Origin of the sequence: Pseudomonas sp. OG7 (genome assembly GCF_014192825.1) — a bacterium.
GTDB classification, from domain to species: domain Bacteria; phylum Pseudomonadota; class Gammaproteobacteria; order Pseudomonadales; family Pseudomonadaceae; genus Aquipseudomonas; species Aquipseudomonas monteilii.
The window spans coordinates 120,702-144,909 of sequence record NZ_JACHYK010000011.1 but is presented as its reverse complement, the minus strand read 5'-3'; the positions used below and the strand labels follow the sequence as shown (position 1 = coordinate 144,909).

The following is a 24,208-nucleotide window of genomic DNA, read 5'->3' as shown; positions in this document are numbered from 1 at the left end:
AGCATGCCAGCCGGGTTACATTGCAGGAATGGCAAGTTTGTAAAGCTGACATTCAAAAGGAGCAATGTAATGCTCGGACAAGTGCACGACCCCGACCTGCACCTGCTGCGGCTGTTCGTCACTGTAGTCGAGGCCGGCGGTTTCAGCGCCGCACAAGGCGTGCTGGGCCTGAGCCAGCCCACCATCAGCCAGCGCATGGCACAGCTGGAAGCCCGCCTGGGTTATCGCCTGTGCAGCCGGGGCAAAGGCGGCTTTCACCTGACGGAGAAAGGCGCGTTGCTGCTGGAGGCGGCACGCGGGCTGCTGCTGAACATCGAACAGTTTCGCCAGCAGGCCAATGGGGTGGCCGGGCGGTTGCTGGGGACCGTGCGCATCGGCATGGCGGAGAATCAGGACAAGGCGGTGAGCCTGAAGCTGGCGGCAGCCATTTCGGCATTTCGCACGCGTGAAGAAGCGGTACAACTGGAACTGATCAGTGCGCCACCAGCGGAGCTGGAACGGCTGTTGCTGGAGCAGCGGCTGGACTATGCCATCAGCTACTTCTCTGGCAACCAGGCGGCCTTTGACTACCAGCCGCTGTTCGAGGAGCGGCAACGCTTGTACTGCGGCAAAGGCCATGAGCTGTTCGGCGAGGCGGAAGTTGCGCTTGAGCGGTTGCTGGAGACCGACCAGGTGCGCCACCCGTACCGGTTTCTCAAAGGCGGTGAGCCATTCCAGAGCCGGCGCAGCATGGCGGTGGCAGAGCAGATCGAGAGCGTACTGACGTTCATTTTGTCGGGGCGGCATATTGGCTATCTGCCGCGCCATTGTGCGCAGGAGTGGGAGGCCGGGGGGGCGTTGTGGGCGCTGGACCCGGGGCTGGATTTTGTGGTGCCGTTTACTTTGGCCAGGCACCGGGCACAGGGGGTTGGCGAGGCACAGCAGGCGTTTGCGCAGGATTTGCTGGCAGCGTTTGCCTGAACTGGCCTCTTCGCGGGCTTGCCCGCGAAGAGGCCAGTTCAGGCGAAAACCATCAGTAAGCCATGCTCCAGGTCAAGGTGTAGGTACGCCCGCGCCCCTGGTAGTCATACAGATACGCCGGCCCGTAGGTCGGCGAATAGAACAACGTCGCACGCTGCCCCCAGACCGTGCTGTACTGCTTGTCCAGCAGGTTCTGGATGCCGGCACTGAAGGTGCCGAAGCCGGTGTCCTGGCTGCCCAGCAGGTCGAAGGTGGTGTAGCCGTCGATCTCGTGGTCGGCATCGTCCTTCAGGCTGAAGGCATGGTTGGCCTGCAGCCGCGCACTGCGACCATCGCCCTTCCAGCCGACAAATGCAGTGGCCTTGGACAACGAGGCATAACGGGCATCACGCTTGATCCAGCCACCGTCGGCAGCCTCTTCCTCGGAGCGGGTCAGGTGCAAGGTCCCGCCTGCCTCCCAGCCGGTCTGGAAATGCCGGGTCAGCGCACCTTCAAAGCCGAAGTCGCGGCTCTTCTGCTCTTCCACGTTGATGGTCAGCGTTTGCGAATCGACGTTGATGATCTTGTCCGACCAGATGTAGTACAGCGCCGCCTGGGCATCCCAGTCCAAATCGGCATAGCGCCAGCCCAGTTCCACCTGGCGGCTCTTGATGCCGGCCAGCGGGTTGTCGGCCACACTCAGGCCCGGCTTGCCGTAGTACTTGGCCGGGTCCGGCAGGTCGAAGCCTTCGCCGTAGTTGGTCCACACCTGATGGCCGTTCTTGAAGTCGTAAATGGCACCAACGTTGAACAGGTTGACCTGGTAATCGTTGCTGCCGCCCGGCACGCCCTTGAAGTCGCTGACGTCCACGTCCATCTGCTGGCGGCGGGCGCCACCGGAGAGGGTCAGGTTGTCGGTGGCATGCCAGTCGAGCTGGGCGTACACCGACACACCATCGACACGGTAGCTGGGATAGCGCGGGGCCTTGCTGTCCTTTTCCAGTTCCAGGCCGCCCGACTCGGACGAAGTCAGGGCATTGAACGTGGTCTGCTCGGCGTTGAAACGCTCACGGTCCAGGTCGATGCCGTAGGTCAGTTTCAACGTGTCCCACTGCTTGGCGAACAGCCCTTTGAGGCTGGTGACCTCGAAATTTTGCTGCGAGGCGGCGAAGTACACCCCGCGCGACCCCGTGGGCGTGGCACGGTTGTAGTACGGGAACGGGTAGAAGTTGTCGTCTTCCTTGCGGTACGAGGCTTGCAGGTAGAAGTCCTGGCCCAGCACATCGGTGTGGTGGTAGTTGGCGTTGAGCAGCAGGCGCCGGGTACGCGGCTCCAGGCCGGACGAGTAGCCGCTGCGCAGTTCGGCATCTTCCAGGTCGGACGGTGCGTTGTAGTTGAGGTTGGGGAAGTAGATACCCGTGCTGCCGTGGTTGCCCGAGTCGTAGTACTGGGCCAGCAGGTCGAGGCTCTGCTGGTCGTTCAATTGCAGGCCCAAGGTACCGAGCACATCGAGGGTGCGGTTGTACTGCAGGTCGGTCTGGGTGTTGTCGATGAAAATCTGGTCGCCAGCACCGTCGTAGAAGGCTTCGTTCTGCTCACCGGAGATACCCAGGCGGGCATTGACCCGCTCGTTGCCGCCGCTGATCGACTGGGCGAAGCGGGTGGCCAGGTCATCGCTGTTGTTGAAACCACTGCTGGCACCCAGCTGTGTTTCGAAGCGCGCCGGGCCGGGCTCGCCCTTCTTGGTGACGATGTTGATGATGCCGCCGGTGGCACCGCCGCCGTAGATGGCGCTGGCGCCGGACAATACTTCGACACGCTCGACGTTGAACGGCGAGATGCTGTCGAACTGGCGCGACAGGCCACGCGAGCTGTTCTGGCTGACCCCGTCGATCATCACCAGCACGTTGCGTCCGCGCATGTTCTGGCCGTAGTTGGTGCGCCCTTCCGGCGCCAGGTCGAGGCCGGGTACCAGCTTGCCGATGGCTTCCTTCAGGCTGACGCCGCTGTCGATCTGTTCGCGCAATTGCTGCTGGTCGACCACCCAGACGGTGCCGGGGATTTCGCTGATTGCAGTGCTGGTACGCGAGGCCACGCTGACTTCGATCGGCTTGAGGTTGACCGCCTGCGGCGCAGCCTCGGCCTTGCGCAGGGTGACAGTGCGGGCATCGCTGAACTGCCAGCCCATGCCGCTGCCGGCCAGCAACTGCTGCAGGGCCTGCTCGACGTTGTAGCTGCCGTGCAACGCAGGGCTGGCCAGGCCTGCAACATCGCCCGTGGTGTACAACAGGTGCAGGCCGGCCTGGTCGGCGAAGGCAGTCAGGGCCTGGTCCAGCGGCTGGGCTGGCAGGTCGAGCTGAACCTGACGGGCCTGGACCTGGGCCTGGTCGGCAGCGGTAGACGCCCATGCCGACAGCGGGCCGGCCAGCACGGCCAGGGCGCTGCAGGACATCAGGGCATGGTGAAGTGAACCGCGACGGCGGTGCAGGGGCTTGAGCATCAGAGGCACGAATGAGCTTCCTGACAAGTCGTAAATGAGAATGGGTTGCTGATCAGTCCCACTACGACGATCTGGCTTGCAGGAACTTGCAGTGGCAAATGGAAAATATTTTTATTTCTGTACCGGCCTCTTCGCGGGCTTGCCCGCGAAGAGGCCGGCACTGCCGGCTCAGTGAACCACGGCCAACCACGGCAGGTAGGTCACCTTCAGGCCATACCGCTGCTCCAGCGTGCGCAACAGCGCCTCAGGCTCGTCAAGGTCAAACACCCCGCTCACCTCCATGGCTGCCAGCTTGCTGTCCGACAGCACAATCCGCCCATGCCGGTAACGTTCAAGTTCCGCCAGCACCTGCCCCAGCGGCTTGCCGTTGAAGATCAGCTTGCCGCGCTGCCAGGCCATCTGCGTTCCGGCATCGGCCGCTACCGCCAATGGACGTTCGCCAACCGTGGCTTCACCACGTGCCAATACCACGCGACCATCACGGCGCACGCTGAACGTGGCTGCACCACCCTGCACACGCTCACCCGCCGTCTCGACCACAAACGGCCGCGCCTCATCAGCGGTCTCGAACAGGGCCTCACCAGCATCCAGCACCACCCGGCGTTCGTGCTCGTTGAACACCACGCTCAGCGCACTGGCGCTGTTCAATGTCACCCGCGTGCCATCTGCCAGGGTGATCACCTGCCGCTCGCCCACTGCGGTGTGGTAATCCGCCAGCAGCATCGGCGCCTGTTGCCAAGCAGCCGTAGCGGCGACCAGCAACACCACGCAGGCCGCCACACCCGCCTGTTTGAGCCAGTCGCGGCAATGGCGCAGGGCCTGGCCGATGTACTTGGCCACCATGCTCTCGGAAACCCCCAGCCGCTGTGCAATCTGCGCCTGGGTCAGGCCTTCGACGCGGTTCAGCAACAACGCCTGGCGGGCATTGTCGGGCAGTTTCAGCAGCGCATCGTCAAGGATTTGCAAGCGCTCCCGGGCCAACAACATCGCCTCGGGTGCTGGCGCCGGGCAGGCCAGTTCCCCTGCCCCGTCACAGTCGTCATGGCTGGCCGCCAGGCGCTGTTCGCGGCGCAAGGCATCGATTGCCAGGTTGCCGGCCACGCGGAAGATGAAGCTGCGCGCATGCAGCACCGGCAGCGCCTGCTCATCGATCTTGACCAGCTTCAAGTAGGTTTCCTGCGCCACGTCGGCGGCGCGCTGGCGGTCGCTCATGCGCCGGGTCAGAAACTGCAGCAGGTCGTCGTAGTGCTCCTGGAAACTCGCCAGCAGCCCCGACACGGGTGACGTCAGCATGGGTTTGGGAACAGCCAGTAGGAGGAGTTATCGGGCGTTAATGAGAAACAGTATCTTTCATCCAGTGGGGCACTTTCAACGCCCACTTGCATTTGCCAAACTGACACTTCGCTCACTCTGGCAAGGTCGCCCTCATGACTGCCCGCCTGTACCGCTTTACCCGGTTAATGCTCGTGCTACTGATGGCCTATGGCCTGAACGCTTGTGCACTGTTCCAGCCACGTGACCCGGTCAACATCAGTGTGATCGGCATCGAACCGTTGCCCGGCCAGGAACTGGAACTGCGCATGGCCGTGAAAATGCGGGTGCAAAACCCCAACGAATCACCCATCGACTACAACGGCATTGCCCTCAACCTGGAAGTGAACGGCCAGCCGCTGGCCGCCGGGGTCAGCGACCAGCAGGGGCACATTGGCCGTTATGACGAGGCAGTGATCGTGGTGCCGGTTAGCATCACGGCATTTTCCTTCCTGCGCCAGGCCTATGGGCTGGGCAAGGTGGACTCGCTACAGGGCCTGCCCTACAAGCTGCGCGGCAAGCTGGCCGGTGGGCCGCTGGGGACTGTGCGCTTTACCGACGAGGGCAAGCTGGACCTGCCCAAGGGCACCTACTGGTAAGCACCTGGGGAGTGTGTTCAGCGGCTGGCGCTGGCGGCGGCCATCAGCTTGTTGACTTCGCTGCGCACCATGCTGGCGTACTCGGGGGGCGTCATGCCGTCCAGTTCGGCGCGTACCCATTCGGCCCACTTGCCCTTGCGACGCGGTTTTTCGGCAATCAGCCGGGCCGCTTCGCCCTTGGCCTTGCCCAGGTTGTTTTGCCACAGCTCGAACAACCGCGCCTTCTCTGCCTCGATCTGCGCCCGTTCCTCGAAGCTCTTGTTGGCCAGATTGAAACTCATGAAGGTACCTGCAGGTTTGAAAATGGCCGCTATCTTACACCCAGGCAACGCAACATCGGTAAGCCGGCGCAACTTTCCCGACGCGGCGGCATCCATTGTTCAAACCACCCCATCGACGAGGAAGAGTTCATGGCCCGGAAAAACGCCGCACTGGCAGACAGCGATCAGATCAAGGACCAGGTATTCAGCGAACTGCAATCGCTGATCGAAGAATCGGAAAAGCTGCTGAACGACAGCGCCGCCCTGGTGGGCGAAGAAGCCGAAACGTTACGCGCGCAGGTCACCCTGAAGCTGCGCCAGGCCCGCCAGGCGGCCAGCAATATGCGCAGCAAGGCGCAACCGGTGGTGGACGCCACCCAGGACTATATTGGTGGCCATCCATGGCAGACCGTGGCCATTTCCGCAGGCCTTGGCCTGGTGGTGGGCCTGCTGCTGGGCCGGCGCAACTGACGGCTGGGCCGTCTGGTGCGAATCAGGCGGCCAGCGCTTGCGGGATGCCGCTGTGGAAGCGCAGTTCCTGGTCCGGTGACTGGATCAACTCGACTTCAGCGGCACGCACCAGCTCCACACGACGAGCGATGTCTGCCTCATCACCGTAGTTGTGCGCCAGTTTCAGGTAGCCCTGGTAGTGGCGTGCTTCGCTTTTCAGCAGGCCGTGATAGAAGCGGCCCAGCTCCTCATCCAGGTGCGGCACCAGCGCGGCAAAGCGCTCACAGCTGCGTGCCTCGATAAATGCCCCCACCACCAGCGTATCCACCAGCTTGACCGGCTCGTGGGCGCGCACCAGGCGGCGCAGCCCCGACGCATAGCGCCCCGCCGACACAGGGCGCAGTGGCACGCCACGGCGCTTCATCAGTCGCAGCACCTGTTCATGGTGCACCAGCTCTTCACGGGCCAGGCGCGACATCATGTTGATCAGGTCGAGGTGGGTGTTGTACTTGGCCATCAGGCTCAAGGCCGTGCTGGCGGCCTTGAATTCGCAGTTCTTGTGGTCGATCAGCAGGGTTTCCTGGTCGGCCAGCGCCGCTTCGATCCAGGCATCTGGCGTCGGGCAGCCAAGAAAGGCGTCGATTTCGGGGATCAGGGACATAAGCGTGCAACCACACAGAACAGGCAGGGCCGGCGATTATAGCGGCGGCGGCGGGCGGCGTCAGTGACTATGCTTCTTGATGTACATCAAGCGCCAGCGGGGGGCGCGCCGTCTATAGTCAGGCATTGGTCGCCACCTTTGAAGGGAGCTAACGCCCATGCAAGCCGTCCGCAGCATCCTTGTCGTCCTCGACCCCGAGCACGCCCACAGCCGGGCGCTGACCCGGGCCAAGCTGATTGCCGGCGTGACCGGCGCACGCCTGCACCTGCTGATGTGCGACAAGCGGCATGACCACCATGCGCTGCTGAGCCTGTTGAGTAGTCAATTGCACGATGACGGCTACGACAATGTCACCCATGAAGAGGCCTGGCGCGGCAACCTGCACGACACCATCATCTACGTGCAGCAGGCCGAGGGTTGCGAGCTGGTGATCAAGGAACACCGCCCGGACAACCCGCTGAAAAAAGCCCTGCTCACCCCCAGCGACTGGAAGCTGCTGCGCCAGTGCCCGTGTGCGGTGCTGATGGTCAAGAGTGAAAGGCCCTGGACCGGGGGCGTGATCCTGGCCGCAGTGGATGTGGGCAATCAGGACGAAGACCACCGCCGCTTGCATGCCAGCATCATTGACCATGGCTTCGAGATTGCCAAACTGGCCAAGGGCGAACTGCATGTCATCAGCGCCCATCCGTCACCGATGCTGTCGGCGTCGGACCCGGCTTACCAGTTGAGCGAAACCATCGAAAAGCGTTACCGCGAGGCGTGCAAAGCGTTCCAGGCCGAGTACGACATTAGCGAAGAGCGTTTGCATGTGGCGGAAGGACCAGCGGATGTGCTGATCCCGCATACCGAGCAGAAGCTGGGCGCCGTGGTGACAGTGATCGGGACAGTGTGCCGCACCGGGATTACCGGGGCGTTGATTGGAAATACTTCGGAGGTGGTGCTGGATGCTCTGGAAGGCGATGTATTGGTGCTGAAAAGCGAAGAAGCCATCGCCCACCAAGCCGAGTTGGCCCGCGGCTGAAGCAAACGCGATCTGTGTGGGAGCGGGTTTATCCGCGAAAGCGTCGGTAAGTCGAATGACGCATTCGCGGGTAAACCGCACAGGGCTTGTCTTCTGCTCCGAAATTTACGCCAACGCCTCCCGCACCTTGGGGTCCAGGCCCTCCCCCGCATTGGCCTTGTTCCACTCCGCCAGTTGCCGGCGCATCGCCGGTGTCCAGAAGCTCTGCAAATGCTGCCGCACCCCTTGTACCGCCAAGTCCCGGTCCGGCTCGCTGTCGAAGTAATGGGCAATCTGGTTGGCCATCTTGACCAAGTTTTCGCTGCTCATCGGCGCACCTCGGCTTTATCCTCTGTGCGGCGTTCCTTCAGCAAACGCCGCTGTTCGTCACTGAAGTCCTGATAGCGCTTCTGCCACTGCGACGGCTGGAACACTTTCACCACTTCCACCGCCGTTACCTTGTATTCCGGACAGTTGGTCGCCCAGTCGGAGTTGTCGGTGGTGATCACGTTGGCCCCCGACTCGGGGAAATGGAAGGTGGTGTACACCACCCCCGGCGCCACCCGCGCACTGACCTTGGCCCGCAGTACAGTCTGCCCGGCGCGGCTGCCAATACCCACCCAGTCACCGTCCTGAATGCCACGGCTTTCGGCATCGGTCGGGTGAATTTCCAGGCGGTCGGCGTCATGCCAGGCCACGTTGCCGGTACGCCGGGTCTGGGCGCCGACGTTGTACTGGCTGAGGATGCGCCCGGTGGTCAGCAGCAGCGGGTAGCGGTTGCTGACCTTCTCGTCGGTGGGCACGTAACCGGTAAGCATGAAGCGCCCCTTGCCCCGCACGAACTGGTCGATGTGCATGGTCGGCGTGCCATCGGGTGCGGCGTCGTTGCACGGCCACTGCAAGCTGCCGTGACGGTCGATTTCGGCATAGCTGACGCGGCGGAAGGTCGGCGTCAGGCGGGCGATCTCGTCCATGATCTCGGACGGGTGACGGTAGTTCATCGGGTAGCCCAAGGCGTTGGCCAAGGCCACGGTCGCCTCCCAGTCCGCCTTGCCTGCCAACGGTTCCATCACCTTGCGCACCCGCGAAATGCGCCGTTCGGCATTGGTGAAGGTGCCGTCCTTTTCCAGGAACGAGCTGCCTGGCAGGAACACATGGGCAAACTTGGCCGTTTCGTTGAGGAAAATATCCTGCACCACCACACATTCCATGGCGTGCAAGGCCGCCGTGACATGCTGGGTGTTGGGGTCGCTCTGGGCGATGTCCTCGCCTTGGCAGTACAACGCCTTGAAGCTGCCGTCCAGCGCGGCTTCGAACATGTTGGGAATGCGCAGGCCAGGGTCGGGCTGCAACGTCACGCCCCAGGCGCGCTCGAATTCGGCACGCACGCCTTCGTTGGAAATGTGCCGGTAGCCAGGCAGTTCATGGGGGAACGAGCCCATGTCGCAAGAGCCCTGCACGTTGTTCTGCCCGCGCAGCGGGTTCACCCCTACCCCTTCACGGCCAATGTTGCCGGTGGCCATGGCCAGGTTGGCGATGCCCATCACTGCGGTGCTGCCCTGGCTGTGCTCGGTCACGCCCAGGCCGTAGTAGATTGCCGCGTTGCCGCCTGTGGCATACAGCCGGGCAGCGGCACGGATCTGTTCGGCGGGCACGCCGCAGACCGGGCCGAGCACTTCAGGGGCGTTGTCTGCCAGGCTGACGAAGTCACGCCAGCGGGCAAAGTCTTCTGTTTCGCAGCGCGCATCGATGAAGCGCTGGGCCAGCAGGCCCTCGGTGACGATCACATGAGCCAGGGCGTTGAGCATGGCCACGTTGGTGCCTGGGCGCAGTTGCAGGTGCAGCTCGGCGCGGGCATGGGGCGAGTCGACCAGGTCGATGCGCCGCGGGTCGATCACGATCAGCCGCGCGCCCTGGCGCAGGCGGCGCTTGAGCTGCGAGCCGAACACCGGGTGGGCATCAGTGGGGTTGGCCCCTATCACCAGCACCACGTCGGCCTGCATCACCGAATCGAAGCTTTGTGTGCCGGCCGATTCACCCAGGGTCTGCTTCAGGCCATAGCCGGTGGGTGAATGGCACACCCGCGCGCAGGTATCGACGTTGTTGTTGCCGAACGCCGTGCGCACCAGCTTTTGCACCAGATAGGCTTCTTCGTTGGTGCAGCGGCTGGAGGTGATACCGCCAATCGAGTCACGCCCGTACTTGAGCTGGATACGGCGGAACTCGCTGGCGGCATACGTCACCGCCTCGTCCCAGCTCACTTCCTGCCACGGGTCTTCCAGGCGCTTGCGGATCATCGGTTTGGTGATGCGGTCCGGGTGGGTGGCGTAACCCCAGGCGAAACGGCCCTTGACGCAGGCGTGGCCGTGGTTGGCGCCACCGTTCTTGTCCGGGACCATGCGCACCAGTTGGTCGCCTTTCATTTCGGCGCGGAACGAACAACCGACACCGCAATAGGCGCAGGTGGTGATGACCGAGCGCTCAGGTTGGCCAAGCTGCACCAGGCTTTTTTCCGTAAGGGTTGCAGTCGGGCAGGCCTGCACGCAGGCACCGCAGGAGACGCACTCGGAGGCCAGGAAGTTGTCTCCGCCCGCCGCTGCCACCCGCGACTCGAAACCGCGCCCGGTAATGGTCAGGGCGAAGGTACCCTGGATGTCCTCGCAGGCGCGCACGCAGCGGCTGCACACAATGCACTTGCTGGGCTCGTAGTCGAAATACGGGTTGGAAACATCCTTTTTCTCGGCCAGGTGATTGGCGCCGTCGTAGCCGTAGCGCACCTGGCGCAAGCCTACCTGCCCAGCCACGGTCTGCAGCTCGCAGTTGCCGTTGGCCGAACAGGTCAGGCAGTCCAGCGGGTGGTCGGAGATGTACAGCTCCATCACGTTGCGGCGCAGGCCGGCCAGGCGTGGGGTTTCCGTGCGTACCACCATACCTTCGCTGACGGGTGTGGTGCAGGACGCCGGGTAGCCGCGCATGCCTTCGATTTCCACCATGCACATGCGGCACGAGCCGAAGGCTTCGAGGCTGTCGGTGGCGCAGAGCTTGGGGATGCTGGTGCCGAGCATGGCGGCAGCACGCATGACGGAAGTGCCGGCGGGCACGCTGATGGCACGGCCATCGATGCTCAGGCTGACCTGCACGTCGCTGTCACGGGCCGGGGTGCCCAGGTCGCTGCTTTTATCAGAAGCGGGGTCGAAGAAATTGATCACTGCGCGGCCTCCGTGGTGGTCAGCCCGAAATCGGCGGGGAAGTACTTGAGGGCACTGGCCACCGGGTAGGCGGTCATGCCGCCCATGGCGCACAGCGAGCCGTACTGCATCGTGTCGCACAGGTCGCGCAGCAACAGGGCCTGGTCGTGGCGTTCAGTGAAATCCTGGGTCGCAATCAACCGGTCGACCACTTCCATGCCACGGGTAGAGCCGATGCGGCACGGGGTGCATTTGCCGCAGGACTCTTCAGCGCAGAACTGCAGGGCAAAGCGCGCCATGCTGGCCATGTTCAGTGTGTCGTCGGCCACCACTACACCGCCATGGCCAAGCATCGCGCCCATGGCGGCGAAGGCTTCGTAATCCAGCGGGGTGTCGAAGTGGCTGGGCGGTACCCAGGCGCCGAGCGGGCCACCGACCTGCGCAGCTTTCAGCGGCCGGCCACTGGCGGTGCCGCCGCCATAGCCGTCGACCAGTTCGCGAAGGGTCAGGCCGAATGCGCGTTCCACCAAACCGCCCTGGCGGATATTACCGGCCAGCTGGAACGGCATGGTGCCCAGCGAGCGACCCATGCCGAAGTTGCGGTAAAACGCCGCTCCCTTGGCCAGAATGATGGGCACCGAAGCCAAAGTGAGCACGTTATGTACGAGCGTCGGCAGGCCGAACAAGCCTTGCAATGCGGGCAGTGGAGGCTTGGCGCGGACGATGCCCCGCTTGCCTTCGATGGATTCGAGCAACGCGGTTTCTTCGCCGCAGATATAGGCGCCGGCGCCAACCCGCACTTCCAGGTCGAAGGACTGGCCGCTGCCGGCCACGTCAGTGCCGAGATAGCCGGCATCGCGGGCGATGGCCAAGGCCTGGTCAAGCACGCGAATGGCATCGGGGTATTCCGAACGCACGTAGATGTAGCCTTTGTCGGCGCCCACAGCGAGGCCGGCAATGCTCATGCCTTCGATCAGCAGGAACGGGTCGCCTTCCATCAGCATGCGGTCGGCGAAGGTACCGGAGTCGCCTTCATCGGCGTTGCACACCACATACTTTTGCCCGCCCCCGGCGTCGCGCACGGTGCGCCACTTGATGCCAGCGGGAAACGCCGCGCCGCCACGGCCACGCAGGCCGGAATCGAGCACGGCAGCGACCACATCGGCGCCGTCCATTGCCACGGCAGCTTCCAGGCCAGCGAAACCACCCTGGGCGCGATAGTCGTCCAACGACAACGGGCGGGTGATGCCGGCGCGGGCGAACAGCAGGCGCTGCTGGGTTTTCAGGTAGGGGATGTCTTCGACCGGCCCCAGCGCCAGCGAGTGGCCACCGGATTCACCAGCCAGGGCATCGAGCAGCGAAGGCACCTCCTGCGGGGTGACCGGGCCAAAACCCAGGCGCCCTTGTGCGCTGTCGCACTCGACCAACGGCTCCAGCCAGTAAAGCCCGCGTGAACTGGTGCGCTGGATATCCAGCGGTAGCTGGCGACGCTCGGCCTCGCGTTGCAAGGCATCAGCCACCTGGTCGGCCCCGACGGCACGGGCCACCGAGTCGCAGGGGATATAGAGCTTCAGCATGCTGCGTCCTCCCGGCAACCGTTGACCAATGCGCGCAGGCGCTCAGGGGTGAGCCGCGCATGCACCTGGCCGTCCAGTTCCAGCGCCGGCGAACAGGCGCAGGCACCCAGGCAGTACACCGGGCGCAGGCTGATGGCGCCGTCGGCGCTGGTCCCGTGGTCGTCCAGTGCCAGCTGTTCGCGCAACTGCGCGGCCAGGGCCTCGGCGCCACGACTCTGGCACGACTCGGCGCGGCACAGGCGCAAGGTGTGGCGCGCAGGCGGCGTGGTGCGGAAGTCGTGATAGAAGCTGATCACCCCGCGCACCTCGGCCAGACTGAGGTTCAGGGCATGGGCGATTTCGGGAACAGCCGCATCGGGGATATAGCCGATGTCATGCTGGATGGCATGCAGGATCGGCAACAGCGCGCCTGGGGTAGCCTTGTCACGGGCCAGAATGCGCTGGATAACGGGCAGGTGAAGCAATTCATCAGGCATACAGCGGACCTCGGCATCACGGACCCTGCCTGAATTATTGTGGGGCAGGTGTCCGGCGTGTTCTGCTGCGGCGCGCCGGCCACGTCACGGTTGCGCGGTCTGGCGGCCTCCTTGCCGACGGCCGTGCATCTGCGTGCACTGGTCCGAAGGCATCCTGCAAGCATGGCACTTGTGGCGCCAGAGGGATGCATGCGAACGACCAGGCGCGTCCTGAAACCGACCTGCGGTGATGGCTTAGCCAAGCACGACATGCGGCAAGAACCGCGAGCTGTCCTTGGTAATCAGCGAGTCATCCTCACGAATGCCGATCCCCGCCGCGCGGTCGCCCACCACCCACGAACCGATCAGGGTGTAGCTCTCGGCAAACCTGGGCAACGGTGCGAAGGCCTGGAGGATGTACGGCGCATCGTTGTACGGGCCGTCCTCGAATACCCGCCGGCCATCGGCAGTATGGATATCGACATTCGCCCCTTCTCGCGAAAAGTAAGGTTTGCGCACCCAGCCCCTGGGCACCGGGCCAGCCGGGGCGTCATCCACGAACGCCGGCAACAGGTTGGGGTGCCCGGCATGCCACTCCCACAGCAACGGCAAGATGCCTTTGTTGGAGATCAAAGCCTTCCACGGCGGCTCGAAAAACTGCGTGTTGCAGCCGGGGATGGCCTGGCCGAATTGCTCACGGAAAATGTGCTCCCAGGCATGCAACTTGAACAACCGTGATATCGGCCTGCCGGCCAGGTCGACAAAACGCCCGTCGCCGTCCAGGCCGATGTCTTCCAGGTCAATGTGCCGGGTAGGAATGCCGGCGTGCCCGGCCATCTTGCGCAGGAAGTCCGTGGTGCCGCGGTCCTCCACCGAACCTGCGATGGGGGAAAAGTAAAACGTGCCCTGCCCCGGCAGCGCGATGAACGCTTGCACCAGGTCTTCGGCCAGGGTGTTGAACTGGCTGGCATGGCCTGGCAGCACACCCCGTTCGATCTGCTCCTCCAGCCAGATCAGCTGGAAGGCTGCCGTTTCGTACAGCGAGGTGGGCGTGTCATAGTTGGCCTCGATCAGCTTGGCCGGCCCTTGGCCGTCGTAGCTGAAATCGAAGCGCCCATAAAGGTGCGGCTGCCGCGCCTTCCACGAACGGCGCACCAGGTCAAAGAACGCAGGCGGGATCGCCAGCCGCGTCATCAGTGCCTCGCTGTCGACGATGCGATCAACGGCGTCCAGGCACATGGCGTGCAGTTCTTCTGTCGGGGCCTGCAAGTCACGCACGACCTGGGTTTCGGAAAACCGGTAGTAACTGCGCTCGTCCCAGTAACGCTCCCCCTCGATGGTATGGAAGGCAAACCCTTCGCGCAGGGCAGTGGCACGCCAGCCTGGGCGTTCATCCAGCTCGACCTTGTGCATGTTCAGCCCCCGAAGAAACTGCCGGAGCGGCCGCCCCAACCACTGCGCGCAGTGGCTTGGCCGCCGAAGCCACCACGGGTGATCGACGCCGACTGCGCCGAGCGAGGTTCGTTGCGCCCCCAGGCGCCGGAACCCCCGCCGCCGCCACCCGACGTCGTGCCACTTTCCTCTTCCCTGGCAACGCCACGGATACCACCGGCCGAACCATAACGCCGCCCGAGCAGGCCCATGCGCTGGCCCGTACCCTCACGGTAGGCATACAGCGGCTGGGCGCTATAACGGCGACCGGCGCTGCTGGCCATCTGTCCCAGCAACATGCCGGCCACCGCAGCCGACGCGACATGGCCATAGCCACCGCCTTGGGCATATCCCGCATCGAGCTGCGACTGGGTCACTTCACCGCTGGTTTGCAATTCGAAACCGCTCATGCGCGGCATGTACCGGCCATCACGCGCTGGTTGGCAGCCGTCCGGGCTGAAGTCTGCCTCGCACGCCGTTTTGAAGGCATAGCTCGGCGCGCTGCGGCGATATTCAACCAAGGCCTGCTGGTAGGCATCAGCACACGCCTGGGCAGGCACCTTGTCACTGACACAGGCTTCGACACTGTCGTAATTGACCTGCTGGCTGACCGTGTACAAATCTTCGTGCGGACCGCAGGCAGACAAGGCCAGCGGCAGCGAGCCGGCCAGCACCAGCTTGACGGAGCTTCTTCGCATAGGGGTGTTCATCAAGGCTCCTGGCGCGTCAGGCCGATGGGGTCATGCAGGCCGAGTTGAGAAAGCCCACGCTGATTGCCACGCTGGCCGCGTAGATGGCCGCCGCCAGTTCACCCTGGACGATGCGTCTGGACAAGTCGCGCAGCACCAGGCTGGTGATGCCGAAGGCCAGCAGTTGCACCACGGCGGCGATGACCACCCAGGCGATAAAGTCGAGAATGCCGACGCTGTAGGCGATGATGTTGCTGGCCGGCAACGAAAAGCCGATCAGTGAGCCACCCAGGGCAACGGCTGCCGCCGGATTGTTCTCGCGGATGAGCGCAAACTCACGGTGAGGGGTGAGCCGGGTGTAGATGAACTGGAACAGCCAGAACACCAACAGGGCCACGCTGATATAGAGAATGAAGCCGGTCACCGCTGAAGCGTTGAGCGACAGGCGCAGTGCGTCGAGCATGGGAAATCCTTGTCAGGTTACGTAAAAATCGCCGGGGAACAGGGTGGTGCCAAGCGAAGTGGTGAAGGTCAGGTTGCCCTGCTCATCTTCCTCGATCGACAACAGCAGGAATTCGCGGCGCTCCGGCAGGCCGGTGTCGCGGGCGTAAAGCATCGACAGGTGGCTGATGCCGTAGCGGGCACTCTGGTTGACGACCTGCTCATGCAGGGATACCAAAGGCGCCTTGCCTTGCTCACGGCCCCACTGGCGGGAGTACAGATAACCATCGTGCTCGAAGATCGGCATGCCGACGCTGGATTGGCTGCCAACCACTTGCTGCAAGTGGGCTTGATCGCGGACCGGTATCGCGCTGTGGTAGCCAAACAGCACGGTATCGCCGGCCTCGTTGCCGTTCATCAGCACTTGCAGCCAGTAATCTTCATCATCCAGATAGAAGCGCTTGAGCTGCACGGCCTCACCGAGGTCGACTTCACCCAAGGCACAGACCGCTTGCGCGTCGGGTACCTGAAGTTCGGAATAACCGTCGAGCAGGGGCTTCAACGCAGGGGACGGGTTGAATAGACGGCCGATGAACAGGCCAAAGGGCGACATGACAACTCCTGGAATGCATCCTTGCAGGGGGCGCTACCTTAGCGGGTCCGAGCGGCCAGGCCAATAAACAAAGCGTTTAGGCTGGCCGCTAAAGACCGGCCCGCCCAGCAACAACGTCAGAAGGCTCCCGCAACGTCCCAGGCGATGGCCAAGGTCGGCAAGGGGGTGGGCTTGCGATCAAGGCGCGCCTTTCCCCTCCACCGCCTTGGCGGTTTCAATCAGCTTGTCGAACTTGCGGTTCAATTGGGCAAACTTCTCGTCACTCTTGGCCCGGGCCTTGATGTTTCCGGCCGAGCTGGCCTTGTCGGCAATGGTCACCACGGTCCAGTCCCAGTCTTTGGAGACCCAGTAAACCAGCTCACCCTCTGCAGAAAACGCTTCCAGCCGGCCACCGGTATTCGGCACTCGCTTGGCCTGCTTCGTCATCGGCAGCAGTTGCTGGACCCGCGCCTCGTCAATGGTATCCAGCCGTACCTCGACCTGGCGAAGCTGGTCAGCGTCATTGAACGACGCTTTCACCTGTGAAACGGGAACACCGCCCAGGCTGTAGTCGCCCTTGGGATTGGTGCCCTGATAAAACTCGGTGGGCACCTGATAGTGATAGCCCGTGAAATGCTCAACCTCGCCGAATTGCTGCTGCAGAATGGCCAGGACCTGGGCCTTGGGCATGCCGAGGGTAAACTGGCCAACCTCAAGCGCCGACCAGGCTTGCAAGGGGAAAATCGCGCAGGCGAACAGGAGCGGTAAGGTCCGTTTCATGGGGTAGTCTTCCTTGAAGTAAGCCCGTCAACCTAACCCCTGCACGACAATCCGACAATACTGGCAGGGTGCCAAGCCCTCCCTGCCCCCGGCCTCAGGCTACTGCTTTGTCCAGGCCACGCTCGGCTTCCAGCGCCCGCACCAGCGGCAATACATGCTCGCCGAAGTACGCCACTTCCTCCTGGAAATGCAGGAAGCCGGAGAGGATCAAATCCACCCCCACCGCCTTCAACGCGACGATGCGTTCGGCAATTTGCTGCGGTGTGCCGATCAGGTTGGTCTTGAAGCCGTCGTTGTATTGCACCAGGTCCTCGAAGCTGGACTTGGCCCAGTTGCCCTCGCCCTCCGGGCTGGCCGAACCGGCATGCTTGACCTCCTGGCCGAACGCGCGTACCGCCTCGGGGTTGGCCTTGTCGATGATCTCTTGCAGCACCGCACGCGCTTCTTCCTCGGTATCGCGGGCAATGATGAAGGCATTCACCCCGATCTTTACCGAGTGGCCGTTGGCCGCCGCCTTGGTGCGGATGTCGTCCACTTGGGCCTTGATCCCTTCCACGCTGTTGCCGTTGGTGAAGTACCAGTCCGACACCCGCGCGGCCATGTCCCGTGCCGCACGCGAACTGCCGCCCTGGAAGATTTCCGGGTGCGGTTGCTGCAGCGGCTTGGGTTTGAGGTTGTAGTTACGGAAGCGGTAAAAGTCGCCGTTGAAGGTGAAGTTGTCCTGGGTCCAGATGCCCTTCAACGCGCGGATGAATTCTTCAGAGCGGCGATAGCGCTCGTCGTGATCCAGCCAAGGCTCACCGATGGCATGGAACTCGCCCTTGAACCAGCCCGAAACCACGTTGATGGCGATACGGCCCTGGGTGAACTGGTCGATGCTCGCCAGCTGCTTGGCCGCCAGCGCCGGGTTCCACGGGCCTGGCAGGATGGCGGCGATGACCTTGAGTTTTTCCGTGGCGGCCAGCAGCGCGTGGCTGATGGTGACGGACTCATGCTGGTTGTCGGCGCCATAGCCCGCTGTGAAACGGATTTGCGACAGGGCGTAATCGAAACCGGATTTTTCCGCGATTTGCGCCAGCTTGCGGTTGTAGTCGATGTCCCAGCTGGTGCGCTGCTCGATGGTGCTGACCACCAGGCCACCGCTGACGTTGGGGACCCAGTAGGCGAACTTGATTGGGGTGTGGCTCATGGGGAGGCTCCTTGACAATACTTGGGGTACAAGGAGTTGGGAGCAGCAACCATGCCAACCTATAAATACATATAAATCAATAAGTTAACAAAAATAAAAACCTGTCCAGGTGCACTTCAGGCAGCAGACTGTCGATCCACTGTTGCCCCCGCAACAGCACGCCTGAGAAGCCCCGCCAAGCGACCTGACTGGGAGGATTACAGCAGGCCTACGCCCGCGCTGCCGACGACCCCGAGGGATTCTGGCGCAAACAGGTCGCCGCGCTGGACTGGCATCGCTTTGCGCAACAGATCTTCACAGTCCGGGCCGACGGCAGCGGCCAGTGGTTTGCCGATGGCCAGCTCAACACCTGCCAGCTGGCCGTCGTCAGGCCGCGTTAACGGTGACCATTTGCGTCGCCATGTTCCCGGCCCATCTTGGTTGCCCAAGGCCGCACCACACACAACGAGCTGAGGATGAACGCGTTGAATCCTCGCCCCGATTTGCTCAAGGCAAAAGCCGCCAGCTATCGCGAGCGCTGGCCATGGCTTGCCTTGGTCGAGTGAAGGCCTACGCCACTGCCTTACTCACGTTGGCCTTGCGCCAGGCAAGCCGCCCGGGCGTGTCAGTCGGCGGCGGGGGCCGCTGCGGTGTCGGTGGCGGGGGCCGGAGCCTGCGCTTTCGACTTCGCACGGTTGCGACGGTCCTGGCTGCGCTGCCGCGATGCCTGCTGCTTGGCATGCAGTGCCTGAGCGGCGGTCACAGTACCAGCGGCTTGGCCGGTCAAGTCCACGCGTGGTGCGTTCTCGACCATGCTTGCCCAGTACCGGGCCCCCCGGCACCAGGTCGAGATGCCCAGCTTGAGCTGTTCACGGGTTAGCCCGAGCAGCTCCAGGTGTTGCTCAGCATCCTTGAAAATGCCCTCTTTGAGCGGCACCTTGGGGGCCGGGTTGACCGGGAAGGCCAACGGAAAATGCTTCTGCAATGGCCAGATCGCCGCGACCGCCGGATCCTGCTCGCGCGGTTTCGCCTGCGGGGACGGCTTGCGCTTGGGCTGTTTCGGGCTCTCGGCCTTTACCTGCTGTTTTTCCGCCCGCAGGCGGTCGCGTAGCGCTGCTAGTTGTTCAAAACCCATCGTTCAGTTCACTGCTTAGAAGTTGATTGCGTGGCGCAAGGATACCCTATGCAGCCCTGACAGTGTTTGCAGGTCATCTTTCCTGGCCAACCGAGACACGCCGAGCGGGCCTCTCAGCTGAATACCCAGAGTACCCGCGTGGGCTTGTCGGTAAGGTTGGCATAACGAAAACTGGCGTGGGGTTGCAGCTGAAAGCTGTCATTGGCGCACAGCGTTACCGGCTCACCGCCGCCCAGCCACACGGTCAGTTCACCTTCGAGCACGAAGCAGCCCTGCTCCGAGCTGTCGTCCAGGTACTCCTCGCCGCTGCTGGCCCCCGGCTCCAGATGGCTATCGAGCATGGAGAACGCGCCCGATATGGTGGGGGACGCCAGTACATCGGTGATGCCGCCTGCCAGGTGAAGCGTGCGACGCTCGTGCGGGCGGGTGACCCAGTCGAGCTCGCGGGGTTTTTCCAGCTTGTAGAAGTAGGCGGTCGAGACACCCAGCGCTTCGCTGATGGCGGTAAGGTCGGCCACGGTCGGGCGTGATACACCCCGCTCGACCTGGGACAGAAAGCCCACCGAACGGCCGATTCGCTGGGCCAGATCGCCCAGGGTCAGGCCTTTGAACTTGCGCAGGTCGCGAATCAGTACTGCCAGGCCTTCGATTTCTTCGTGCACTTTCATAGTTGAATCGCGACTTTCAGACAGGAAATGAATGCCCTGAAAATTACATGATCCGACTCGCAAAGCAAAATGCTTCACAGGTGTACTTCTTGCCAGCCAGGCAAACCGGGGCCGCCTTGCGACCCCGGTGCAGCCAACGGCCGCTTAGCGAACAGCCTCGTACGTCAGGTCCAGGCACTTGCGGGCCTTTTCCACCAGTTCGTCAATTTCCTCGATGCTGATCACCAGCGGTGGGGCGATGATCATGGTGTCGCCCACGGCGCGCATGATCAGGCCGTTGTCGAAGCAGTGCTGGCGGCAGATCATGCCCACGCCCTTGCCTTCGTAACGGGCGCGGGTGGCCTTGTCTTTCACCAGCTCGATCGCACCGAGCATGCCCAGGCCACGCACTTCGCCTACCAGCGGATGGTCGGCCAGCTCGCGCAGGCGTTGTTGCAGGTACGGCGCGGTTTTATCGTGCACTTGCTGGATGATCTGCTCGTCACGCAGGATGCGCAGGTTCTCCAGGCCCACCGCCGCCGCCACCGGGTGGCCGGAATAGGTGAAACCGTGGTTGAAGTCGCCACCTTCGCTGAGTACCTGGGCCACTTCGTCACGCACGATCACCCCGCCCATGGGGATGTAGCCAGAGGTCAGGCCCTTGGCGATGGTCATCAGGTCGGGCTTGAGGTCGTAGTAGTCGGTCCCGAACCACTCACCGGTACGGCCAAAGCCGCAAATCACTTCGTCGGCGACGAACAGGATGTCGTACTTGGCGAGGATCTCCTTCACCTTCGGCCAATAGGTCTGCGGCGCAATGATAACGCCACCGGCGCCCTGGATCGGCTCGGCGATGAAGGCGGCAACGTTGTCTTCGCCAACTTCGAGGATCTTCTTCTCCAGCTGCTCGGCCGCCCACACGCCGAAGTCGGCCTCGGTCATGTCGCCACCTTCGCCGAACCAGTAAGGCTGCGGAATGTGCACGATGTCCGGAATCACCCCGCCCTGCTGGTGCATGCCGCTCATGCCGCCCAGGGCGGCGCCTGCCACCGTAGAGCCGTGGTAACCGTTGATGCGGCCGATGATCACCTTCTTGCTCTTCTGGCCCTTCAGCGCCCAGTAATGGCGGACCATGCGCAGCACGGTATCGTTGCCTTCGGAGCCGGACCCCGTGAAGAACACATGGTTCATGCCTTGCGGGGCCACATCGGCGATCGCCTTGGCCAGCTCCAGCGCAGGCGGGTGAGCGGTCTGGAAGAACAGGTTGTAGTAAGGCAGTTGCTTCATCTGCTGGCTGGCGACTTCGGCCAGCTCATCGCGACCATAGCCAACCGCCACGCACCACAGGCCGGCCATGCCATCGAGAATCTTGTTGCCTTCGCTGTCCCACAGGTACACGCCCTTGGCCGAGGTGATGATGCGCGGGCCTTTCTCGGCCAGTTGCTTCACATCGCTGAACGGCGCCAGGTGGTGGTCGCGGCTCATGGCCTGCCAGGCCAGGGTTTGCGAATTCTGTTCACTCATTGCTTTCACTCCATCGCGTTGCGCAGCAAGGCTGCGCAGGTACTTTTTCTAGTTGGGAAAGGTCGCTTTCAGGCAGACAGCAACAGCTTCTGGCGCAATACCGAGCGCTGCCGGCAGGCCTTGCCGAAGGACTGGAAGAGGGTCAGGTAGTGCGGGTTGTCCATGACCTGGAACTCAGGGTGCCATTGCACCGCAAGGGCAAAACCCTTGCCGTTCTCGACCGAAATCGCTTCCACCAGGCCATCGGGTGCCAGCGCTTCCACCCTCAGCCCCGGGGCCAGCACATCAATGCCCTGACCATGGATGGAATTGACATCGAAGATCGCCGGCAAACCCATGCGGTCGAGCAGGCCGCCAGGCTCTACATGCATGGTGTGGCGCGGGCCATACTGCTTTTCGATGGGCTCGCCCTTGCCTTCACGGTGGTCCATGAACACCCCGGCCTCGTGCACCTTCTGGTGCAGGGTGCCGCCCAGTGCCACGTTCATTTCCTGAAAACCGCGGCAAATGCCGAGTACCGGCACACCGGCAGCGATAGCCGCACGCATCAGCGGCAACGTGGTGGCATCACGCAGAGGGTCGTGATGGGTGCCCTCGGCACTGGCCGGGCCGTTGTAGTGAAACGGCTCGATGTTGGACGGCGAGCCGGTGAAGATCAGCCCGTCCACCACGTCGAGAATATCGGCGCTGTCCATCAGCTCACCGAGGCTGGGTATCACGATGGGCAAGCCACAGGCCGCCTTGGCCGCCGCGCGTGCATACTTCTCGGCGATGGTCTGGGTGGCATGCTGCTCAATCATGCAGGTGCATGCGGTAATGCCAATAACGGGCACACGTGGCATATCTTCCTCCGGCAAATCGGTATTGCGCGTGGTGTTTGAACGTTGAAAGGCGTCGCTGTAAGAACGGCGCCAGCTACAGGAACCAGCGGTATTCGCGGGCATCGATGTGGCGCATGAAATCCAGTTGCTCCTGGTATTTGTTTTCGCAATAAACCATCACGAACTCACTGCCCAAACCCTGGTTGACCACCGGGTGGTGACGCATGGCGGCCAAGGCACCGAGGGCATCCTTGGGGAAGTCGATGCCGCTCTGGCGGTTGTCGTTCAGCGGGGCGATGGGCTCGACGCCGCGGTCCAGGCCATGTTCCATGCCGGTCAGGATGGCCGCCAGCACCAGGTACGGGTTGGCATCGGCGCCCGCCAGGCGGTGTTCGATGCGCAGGTTGCGCGGGTCGGACTCGGGGATGCGAATGCACGCATCACGGTCTTCGAAGCCCCAGCTGGCCTTGCTCGCCGCGTTGACCATGGCGCCATAGCGGCGATAAGCATTGTGGTTGGGGGCGAAGATCGGCATGCAGTGCGGCAGCAATTCCAGGCACCCGGCTACCGCATGGCGCAGCTTGCGCTGTTCGGCACCTGCAAGGATGTTATTGCCAGCGCTGTCGTACAGGCTGACGTGCACATGCATGCCGCTGCCTGGTGCATCCAGGTACGGCTTGCTCATGAAGCTGGCACGGTAGCCGTGCTTCATCGCGATACCCCGGGTACTGCGGCAGAACAGCGCCGACCAGTCCGCCGCACTCAGGGCATCGTCGCTGTGGGAGAAGTTGATCTCGAACTGGCCTGGGCCCAGCTCCGCCGTGATGACGTTCGCTGGCACACCCTGCTCGTTGGCGCCATCCACCATTTCGTGCAGCACTGACGAGAAACGCGACAGCCGCTCGATGTGCATGTTCGGCTGATCGTCTTCATCCCCGGTCGCCGTGTCACGTGGGTACTGCGGCAGGCCGTTATCCAGCTGGCGGTCGAACAGGTAGAACTCCAGCTCAAACGCCACCACCGGGCGAATGCCACGCTTGGCCAGGCGTTCGATAACGCGGGCCAGCACCTCACGGGGCTCGAACTCGATCGGCTGGGCGGTGCCGTCGGAGGTAATCAGCATCTGGGCGACCGCTTCCTTTTCCCAGCGCACCGGTTTCAGGGTGCCGGGCACCAGGCGCCGGGCGGCGTCCGGGTCGCCGTCGGCGAAGCAGTAGTCACCAATCGGGTAGAGCCCACCCTGGGTACCGAGCAGCACGCAGTTCTGTGGCAGCTTCAGAGGGGCGCCGGCGGCGACCTTTTCCAGCATGTCCATGGGGTAACGCTTGCCGTAGAAGTGCCCGGGGATATCCAGCGCAATCAGGTCGACATAACGTATGGCCGGGTGCTGCGCCCGGAACGCGCGCACTTCAGTCAGCAGATCCGGAAAGATGACACTCATCTTCTTATCCTTGTGAGTTGAACGAATTCAATTGAAGACCCAGAGCACGCGGGTGGGTTTTGCCGTCAGGTTGGCGTAACGGAACTGCGCGTGGGGTTGCAGCTGGAAGCAGTCGTTGGCCTGAAGGGTCACGGCCTCGCCTTGGTCCAGCCATACCGTGAGCTCACCTTCGAGCACGAAGCAGCCCTGCTCGGAACGGTCGCTCAGGTACGCCTCGCCACTGGTGGCGCCGGGTTCGAGATGGCTGTCGAGCATGGAGAAGGCGCCGGCGATGGTGGGCGACGCCAGCACATCGGTGATGCCCGACTCCAGGTACAGCGTGCGCCGCTCGTGGGGGCGCGTGACCCAGCCGATGCTGCGGGGCTTGTTCAGGTTGTAGAAGTACGCGGTCGACACGCCGAGCGCTTCGCTGATTGCGGTGAGGTCGGCCACGGTCGGGCGCGAAACACCGCGTTCGACCTGAGAGAGGAACCCAACCGAGCGGTTGATGCGCTCGGCCAGCTCACCCAGGGTCAGGTTCTTGAATTTGCGCAGGTCGTGAATAAGGATCGCGAGGGCTTCAACCTCTTCGTGCATCTTCATCGTTTCGGACTGCCGTG

25 protein-coding genes are annotated in these 24,208 nt (G+C 63.1%); 5 read left to right on the top strand and 20 right to left on the bottom strand.

Annotation, left to right across the window (positions count from 1 at the left end):
• The first annotated feature begins 69 nt into the window (after positions 1-69).
• On the top strand, positions 70-960 hold the full coding sequence (locus FHW75_RS24575) for a LysR family transcriptional regulator (RefSeq protein WP_016714960.1): 891 nt from the start codon (positions 70-72) through the stop codon (positions 958-960).
• 52 nt (positions 961-1,012) lie between these two features.
• Here FHW75_RS24575 and FHW75_RS24570 read toward each other — a convergent pair whose 3' ends face one another.
• Both FHW75_RS24570 and FHW75_RS24565 read right to left on the bottom strand, forming a co-directional pair.
• Complete coding sequence (locus FHW75_RS24570) at positions 1,013-3,439, bottom strand: TonB-dependent receptor (RefSeq protein WP_027609678.1); 2,427 nt, start codon at positions 3,437-3,439, stop codon at positions 1,013-1,015.
• A 168-nt stretch (positions 3,440-3,607) separates the two neighbouring features.
• On the bottom strand, positions 3,608-4,732 hold the full coding sequence (locus FHW75_RS24565; RefSeq protein WP_019098746.1) for a sigma-70 family RNA polymerase sigma factor: 1,125 nt from the start codon (positions 4,730-4,732) through the stop codon (positions 3,608-3,610).
• A gap of 134 nt (positions 4,733-4,866) precedes the next feature.
• Between FHW75_RS24565 and FHW75_RS24560 the strand changes: the two genes are divergently transcribed.
• A complete protein-coding gene (locus FHW75_RS24560; protein WP_025754436.1) occupies positions 4,867-5,349 on the top strand; it encodes an LEA type 2 family protein in 483 nt (160 codons plus the stop codon).
• A 17-nt stretch (positions 5,350-5,366) separates the two neighbouring features.
• On the opposite strand, the gene FHW75_RS24555 is transcribed toward FHW75_RS24560, so the two are convergent.
• The gene (locus FHW75_RS24555; RefSeq protein ID WP_159266058.1) at positions 5,367-5,630 is read right to left on the bottom strand and encodes a hypothetical protein; all 264 of its coding nucleotides are present in this window, start codon (positions 5,628-5,630) and stop codon (positions 5,367-5,369) included.
• Positions 5,631-5,759: 129 nt separating this feature from the next.
• Here FHW75_RS24555 and FHW75_RS24550 point away from each other — a divergent pair, with 129 nt between their 5' ends.
• Positions 5,760-6,080: a YqjD family protein gene (locus FHW75_RS24550; RefSeq protein ID WP_019098743.1), complete on the top strand. Its 321-nt coding sequence runs from the start codon at positions 5,760-5,762 to the stop codon at positions 6,078-6,080.
• A gap of 22 nt (positions 6,081-6,102) precedes the next feature.
• On the opposite strand, the gene FHW75_RS24545 is transcribed toward FHW75_RS24550, so the two are convergent.
• Positions 6,103-6,720: a tRNA-(ms[2]io[6]A)-hydroxylase gene (locus tag FHW75_RS24545; protein WP_016714954.1), complete on the bottom strand. Its 618-nt coding sequence runs from the start codon at positions 6,718-6,720 to the stop codon at positions 6,103-6,105.
• Between the two features lie 157 nt (positions 6,721-6,877).
• Between FHW75_RS24545 and FHW75_RS24540 the strand changes: the two genes are divergently transcribed.
• Complete coding sequence (locus tag FHW75_RS24540) at positions 6,878-7,741, top strand: universal stress protein (protein ID WP_019098742.1); 864 nt, start codon at positions 6,878-6,880, stop codon at positions 7,739-7,741.
• A 105-nt stretch (positions 7,742-7,846) separates the two neighbouring features.
• Here the strand turns inward: FHW75_RS24540 and FHW75_RS24535 are convergent, their stop codons facing one another.
• The 10 genes from FHW75_RS24535 to sfnG form a co-directional block, all read right to left on the bottom strand.
• Positions 7,847-8,050, bottom strand: a complete 204-nt coding sequence (locus FHW75_RS24535; RefSeq protein WP_027615695.1) for a formate dehydrogenase subunit delta — start codon at positions 8,048-8,050, stop codon at positions 7,847-7,849.
• Entirely contained in the window at positions 8,047-10,929 is a 2,883-nt protein-coding gene (gene fdhF, locus FHW75_RS24530) for a formate dehydrogenase subunit alpha (protein ID WP_027615694.1), read from the bottom strand. Before fdhF ends, FHW75_RS24535 begins: the two co-directional genes overlap by 4 nt.
• Positions 10,926-12,485, bottom strand: a complete 1,560-nt coding sequence (locus FHW75_RS24525; RefSeq protein ID WP_183674849.1) for an NADH-quinone oxidoreductase subunit NuoF — start codon at positions 12,483-12,485, stop codon at positions 10,926-10,928. The genes fdhF and FHW75_RS24525 overlap by 4 nt, the downstream gene beginning before the upstream one ends.
• Positions 12,479-12,961 carry a formate dehydrogenase subunit gamma gene (locus FHW75_RS24520; RefSeq protein WP_019098738.1) on the bottom strand — a complete coding sequence of 161 codons (483 nt, stop codon included), beginning with the start codon at positions 12,959-12,961 and terminating at the stop codon, positions 12,479-12,481. The genes FHW75_RS24525 and FHW75_RS24520 overlap by 7 nt, the downstream gene beginning before the upstream one ends.
• A 234-nt stretch (positions 12,962-13,195) precedes the next feature.
• Positions 13,196-14,353, bottom strand: coding sequence for a glutathionylspermidine synthase family protein (locus FHW75_RS24515; RefSeq protein ID WP_183674846.1), 1,158 nt, complete (start codon positions 14,351-14,353; stop codon positions 13,196-13,198).
• Between the two features lie 2 nt (positions 14,354-14,355).
• On the bottom strand, positions 14,356-15,081 hold the full coding sequence (locus FHW75_RS24510) for a DUF1190 domain-containing protein (protein ID WP_016714947.1): 726 nt from the start codon (positions 15,079-15,081) through the stop codon (positions 14,356-14,358).
• Positions 15,082-15,097: 16 nt separating this feature from the next.
• Positions 15,098-15,523 carry a DUF350 domain-containing protein gene (locus tag FHW75_RS24505; protein ID WP_019098736.1) on the bottom strand — a complete coding sequence of 142 codons (426 nt, stop codon included), beginning with the start codon at positions 15,521-15,523 and terminating at the stop codon, positions 15,098-15,100.
• 12 nt (positions 15,524-15,535) lie between these two features.
• Positions 15,536-16,114, bottom strand: coding sequence for a DUF2491 family protein (locus FHW75_RS24500; protein ID WP_019098735.1), 579 nt, complete (start codon positions 16,112-16,114; stop codon positions 15,536-15,538).
• Between the two features lie 177 nt (positions 16,115-16,291).
• Positions 16,292-16,873 carry a hypothetical protein gene (locus FHW75_RS24495; protein ID WP_025754442.1) on the bottom strand — a complete coding sequence of 194 codons (582 nt, stop codon included), beginning with the start codon at positions 16,871-16,873 and terminating at the stop codon, positions 16,292-16,294.
• Between the two features lie 94 nt (positions 16,874-16,967).
• Positions 16,968-18,062 (bottom strand): dimethylsulfone monooxygenase SfnG, encoded by a 1,095-nt coding sequence (gene sfnG / locus FHW75_RS24490; RefSeq protein ID WP_084297524.1) that lies wholly within the window; start codon positions 18,060-18,062, stop codon positions 16,968-16,970.
• A gap of 188 nt (positions 18,063-18,250) precedes the next feature.
• Between sfnG and FHW75_RS24485 the strand changes: the two genes are divergently transcribed.
• Positions 18,251-18,442 carry an acetyl-coenzyme A synthetase N-terminal domain-containing protein gene (locus tag FHW75_RS24485; protein WP_231115651.1) on the top strand — a complete coding sequence of 64 codons (192 nt, stop codon included), beginning with the start codon at positions 18,251-18,253 and terminating at the stop codon, positions 18,440-18,442.
• 224 nt (positions 18,443-18,666) lie between these two features.
• On the opposite strand, the gene FHW75_RS24480 is transcribed toward FHW75_RS24485, so the two are convergent.
• The 6 genes from FHW75_RS24480 to FHW75_RS24455 form a co-directional block, all read right to left on the bottom strand.
• Positions 18,667-19,176: a ProQ/FinO family protein gene (locus tag FHW75_RS24480; protein WP_019098731.1), complete on the bottom strand. Its 510-nt coding sequence runs from the start codon at positions 19,174-19,176 to the stop codon at positions 18,667-18,669.
• A 113-nt stretch (positions 19,177-19,289) separates the two neighbouring features.
• The gene (locus FHW75_RS24475) at positions 19,290-19,844 is read right to left on the bottom strand and encodes a helix-turn-helix domain-containing protein (RefSeq protein ID WP_019098730.1); all 555 of its coding nucleotides are present in this window, start codon (positions 19,842-19,844) and stop codon (positions 19,290-19,292) included.
• Between the two features lie 144 nt (positions 19,845-19,988).
• The gene (locus FHW75_RS24470) at positions 19,989-21,347 is read right to left on the bottom strand and encodes an aspartate aminotransferase family protein (RefSeq protein ID WP_016714939.1); all 1,359 of its coding nucleotides are present in this window, start codon (positions 21,345-21,347) and stop codon (positions 19,989-19,991) included.
• Positions 21,348-21,415: 68 nt separating this feature from the next.
• Complete coding sequence (locus FHW75_RS24465; protein ID WP_183674843.1) at positions 21,416-22,189, bottom strand: gamma-glutamyl-gamma-aminobutyrate hydrolase family protein; 774 nt, start codon at positions 22,187-22,189, stop codon at positions 21,416-21,418.
• A gap of 73 nt (positions 22,190-22,262) precedes the next feature.
• Positions 22,263-23,609 carry a glutamine synthetase family protein gene (locus FHW75_RS24460; RefSeq protein ID WP_025754444.1) on the bottom strand — a complete coding sequence of 449 codons (1,347 nt, stop codon included), beginning with the start codon at positions 23,607-23,609 and terminating at the stop codon, positions 22,263-22,265.
• Positions 23,610-23,636: 27 nt separating this feature from the next.
• Entirely contained in the window at positions 23,637-24,191 is a 555-nt protein-coding gene (locus tag FHW75_RS24455) for a helix-turn-helix domain-containing protein (protein WP_019098727.1), read from the bottom strand.
• Positions 24,192-24,208 lie beyond the last annotated feature (17 nt).

Coding starts and splice junctions, on each gene's coding strand:
- FHW75_RS24510 (WP_016714947.1), bottom strand. CDS start 15,081: ATGAACACCCCTATGCGAAGAAGCTCCGTCAAGCTGGTGCTGGCCGGC.
- FHW75_RS24555 (WP_159266058.1), bottom strand. CDS start 5,630: ATGAGTTTCAATCTGGCCAACAAGAGCTTCGAGGAACGGGCGCAGATC.
- FHW75_RS24570 (WP_027609678.1), bottom strand. CDS start 3,439: ATGCTCAAGCCCCTGCACCGCCGTCGCGGTTCACTTCACCATGCCCTG.
- FHW75_RS24460 (WP_025754444.1), bottom strand. CDS start 23,609: ATGAGTGTCATCTTTCCGGATCTGCTGACTGAAGTGCGCGCGTTCCGG.
- FHW75_RS24540 (WP_019098742.1), top strand. CDS start 6,878: ATGCAAGCCGTCCGCAGCATCCTTGTCGTCCTCGACCCCGAGCACGCC.
- FHW75_RS24515 (WP_183674846.1), bottom strand. CDS start 14,353: ATGCACAAGGTCGAGCTGGATGAACGCCCAGGCTGGCGTGCCACTGCC.
- FHW75_RS24560 (WP_025754436.1), top strand. CDS start 4,867: ATGACTGCCCGCCTGTACCGCTTTACCCGGTTAATGCTCGTGCTACTG.
- FHW75_RS24545 (WP_016714954.1), bottom strand. CDS start 6,720: ATGTCCCTGATCCCCGAAATCGACGCCTTTCTTGGCTGCCCGACGCCA.
- FHW75_RS24500 (WP_019098735.1), bottom strand. CDS start 16,114: ATGTCGCCCTTTGGCCTGTTCATCGGCCGTCTATTCAACCCGTCCCCT.
- FHW75_RS24535 (WP_027615695.1), bottom strand. CDS start 8,050: ATGAGCAGCGAAAACTTGGTCAAGATGGCCAACCAGATTGCCCATTAC.
- FHW75_RS24525 (WP_183674849.1), bottom strand. CDS start 12,485: ATGCTGAAGCTCTATATCCCCTGCGACTCGGTGGCCCGTGCCGTCGGG.
- sfnG (WP_084297524.1), bottom strand. CDS start 18,062: ATGAGCCACACCCCAATCAAGTTCGCCTACTGGGTCCCCAACGTCAGC.
- FHW75_RS24470 (WP_016714939.1), bottom strand. CDS start 21,347: ATGAGTGAACAGAATTCGCAAACCCTGGCCTGGCAGGCCATGAGCCGC.
- FHW75_RS24550 (WP_019098743.1), top strand. CDS start 5,760: ATGGCCCGGAAAAACGCCGCACTGGCAGACAGCGATCAGATCAAGGAC.
- FHW75_RS24565 (WP_019098746.1), bottom strand. CDS start 4,732: ATGCTGACGTCACCCGTGTCGGGGCTGCTGGCGAGTTTCCAGGAGCAC.
- FHW75_RS24495 (WP_025754442.1), bottom strand. CDS start 16,873: ATGAAACGGACCTTACCGCTCCTGTTCGCCTGCGCGATTTTCCCCTTG.
- FHW75_RS24520 (WP_019098738.1), bottom strand. CDS start 12,961: ATGCCTGATGAATTGCTTCACCTGCCCGTTATCCAGCGCATTCTGGCC.
- FHW75_RS24465 (WP_183674843.1), bottom strand. CDS start 22,189: ATGCCACGTGTGCCCGTTATTGGCATTACCGCATGCACCTGCATGATT.
- FHW75_RS24480 (WP_019098731.1), bottom strand. CDS start 19,176: ATGGGTTTTGAACAACTAGCAGCGCTACGCGACCGCCTGCGGGCGGAA.
- FHW75_RS24455 (WP_019098727.1), bottom strand. CDS start 24,191: ATGAAGATGCACGAAGAGGTTGAAGCCCTCGCGATCCTTATTCACGAC.
- FHW75_RS24475 (WP_019098730.1), bottom strand. CDS start 19,844: ATGAAAGTGCACGAAGAAATCGAAGGCCTGGCAGTACTGATTCGCGAC.
- FHW75_RS24505 (WP_019098736.1), bottom strand. CDS start 15,523: ATGCTCGACGCACTGCGCCTGTCGCTCAACGCTTCAGCGGTGACCGGC.
- FHW75_RS24575 (WP_016714960.1), top strand. CDS start 70: ATGCTCGGACAAGTGCACGACCCCGACCTGCACCTGCTGCGGCTGTTC.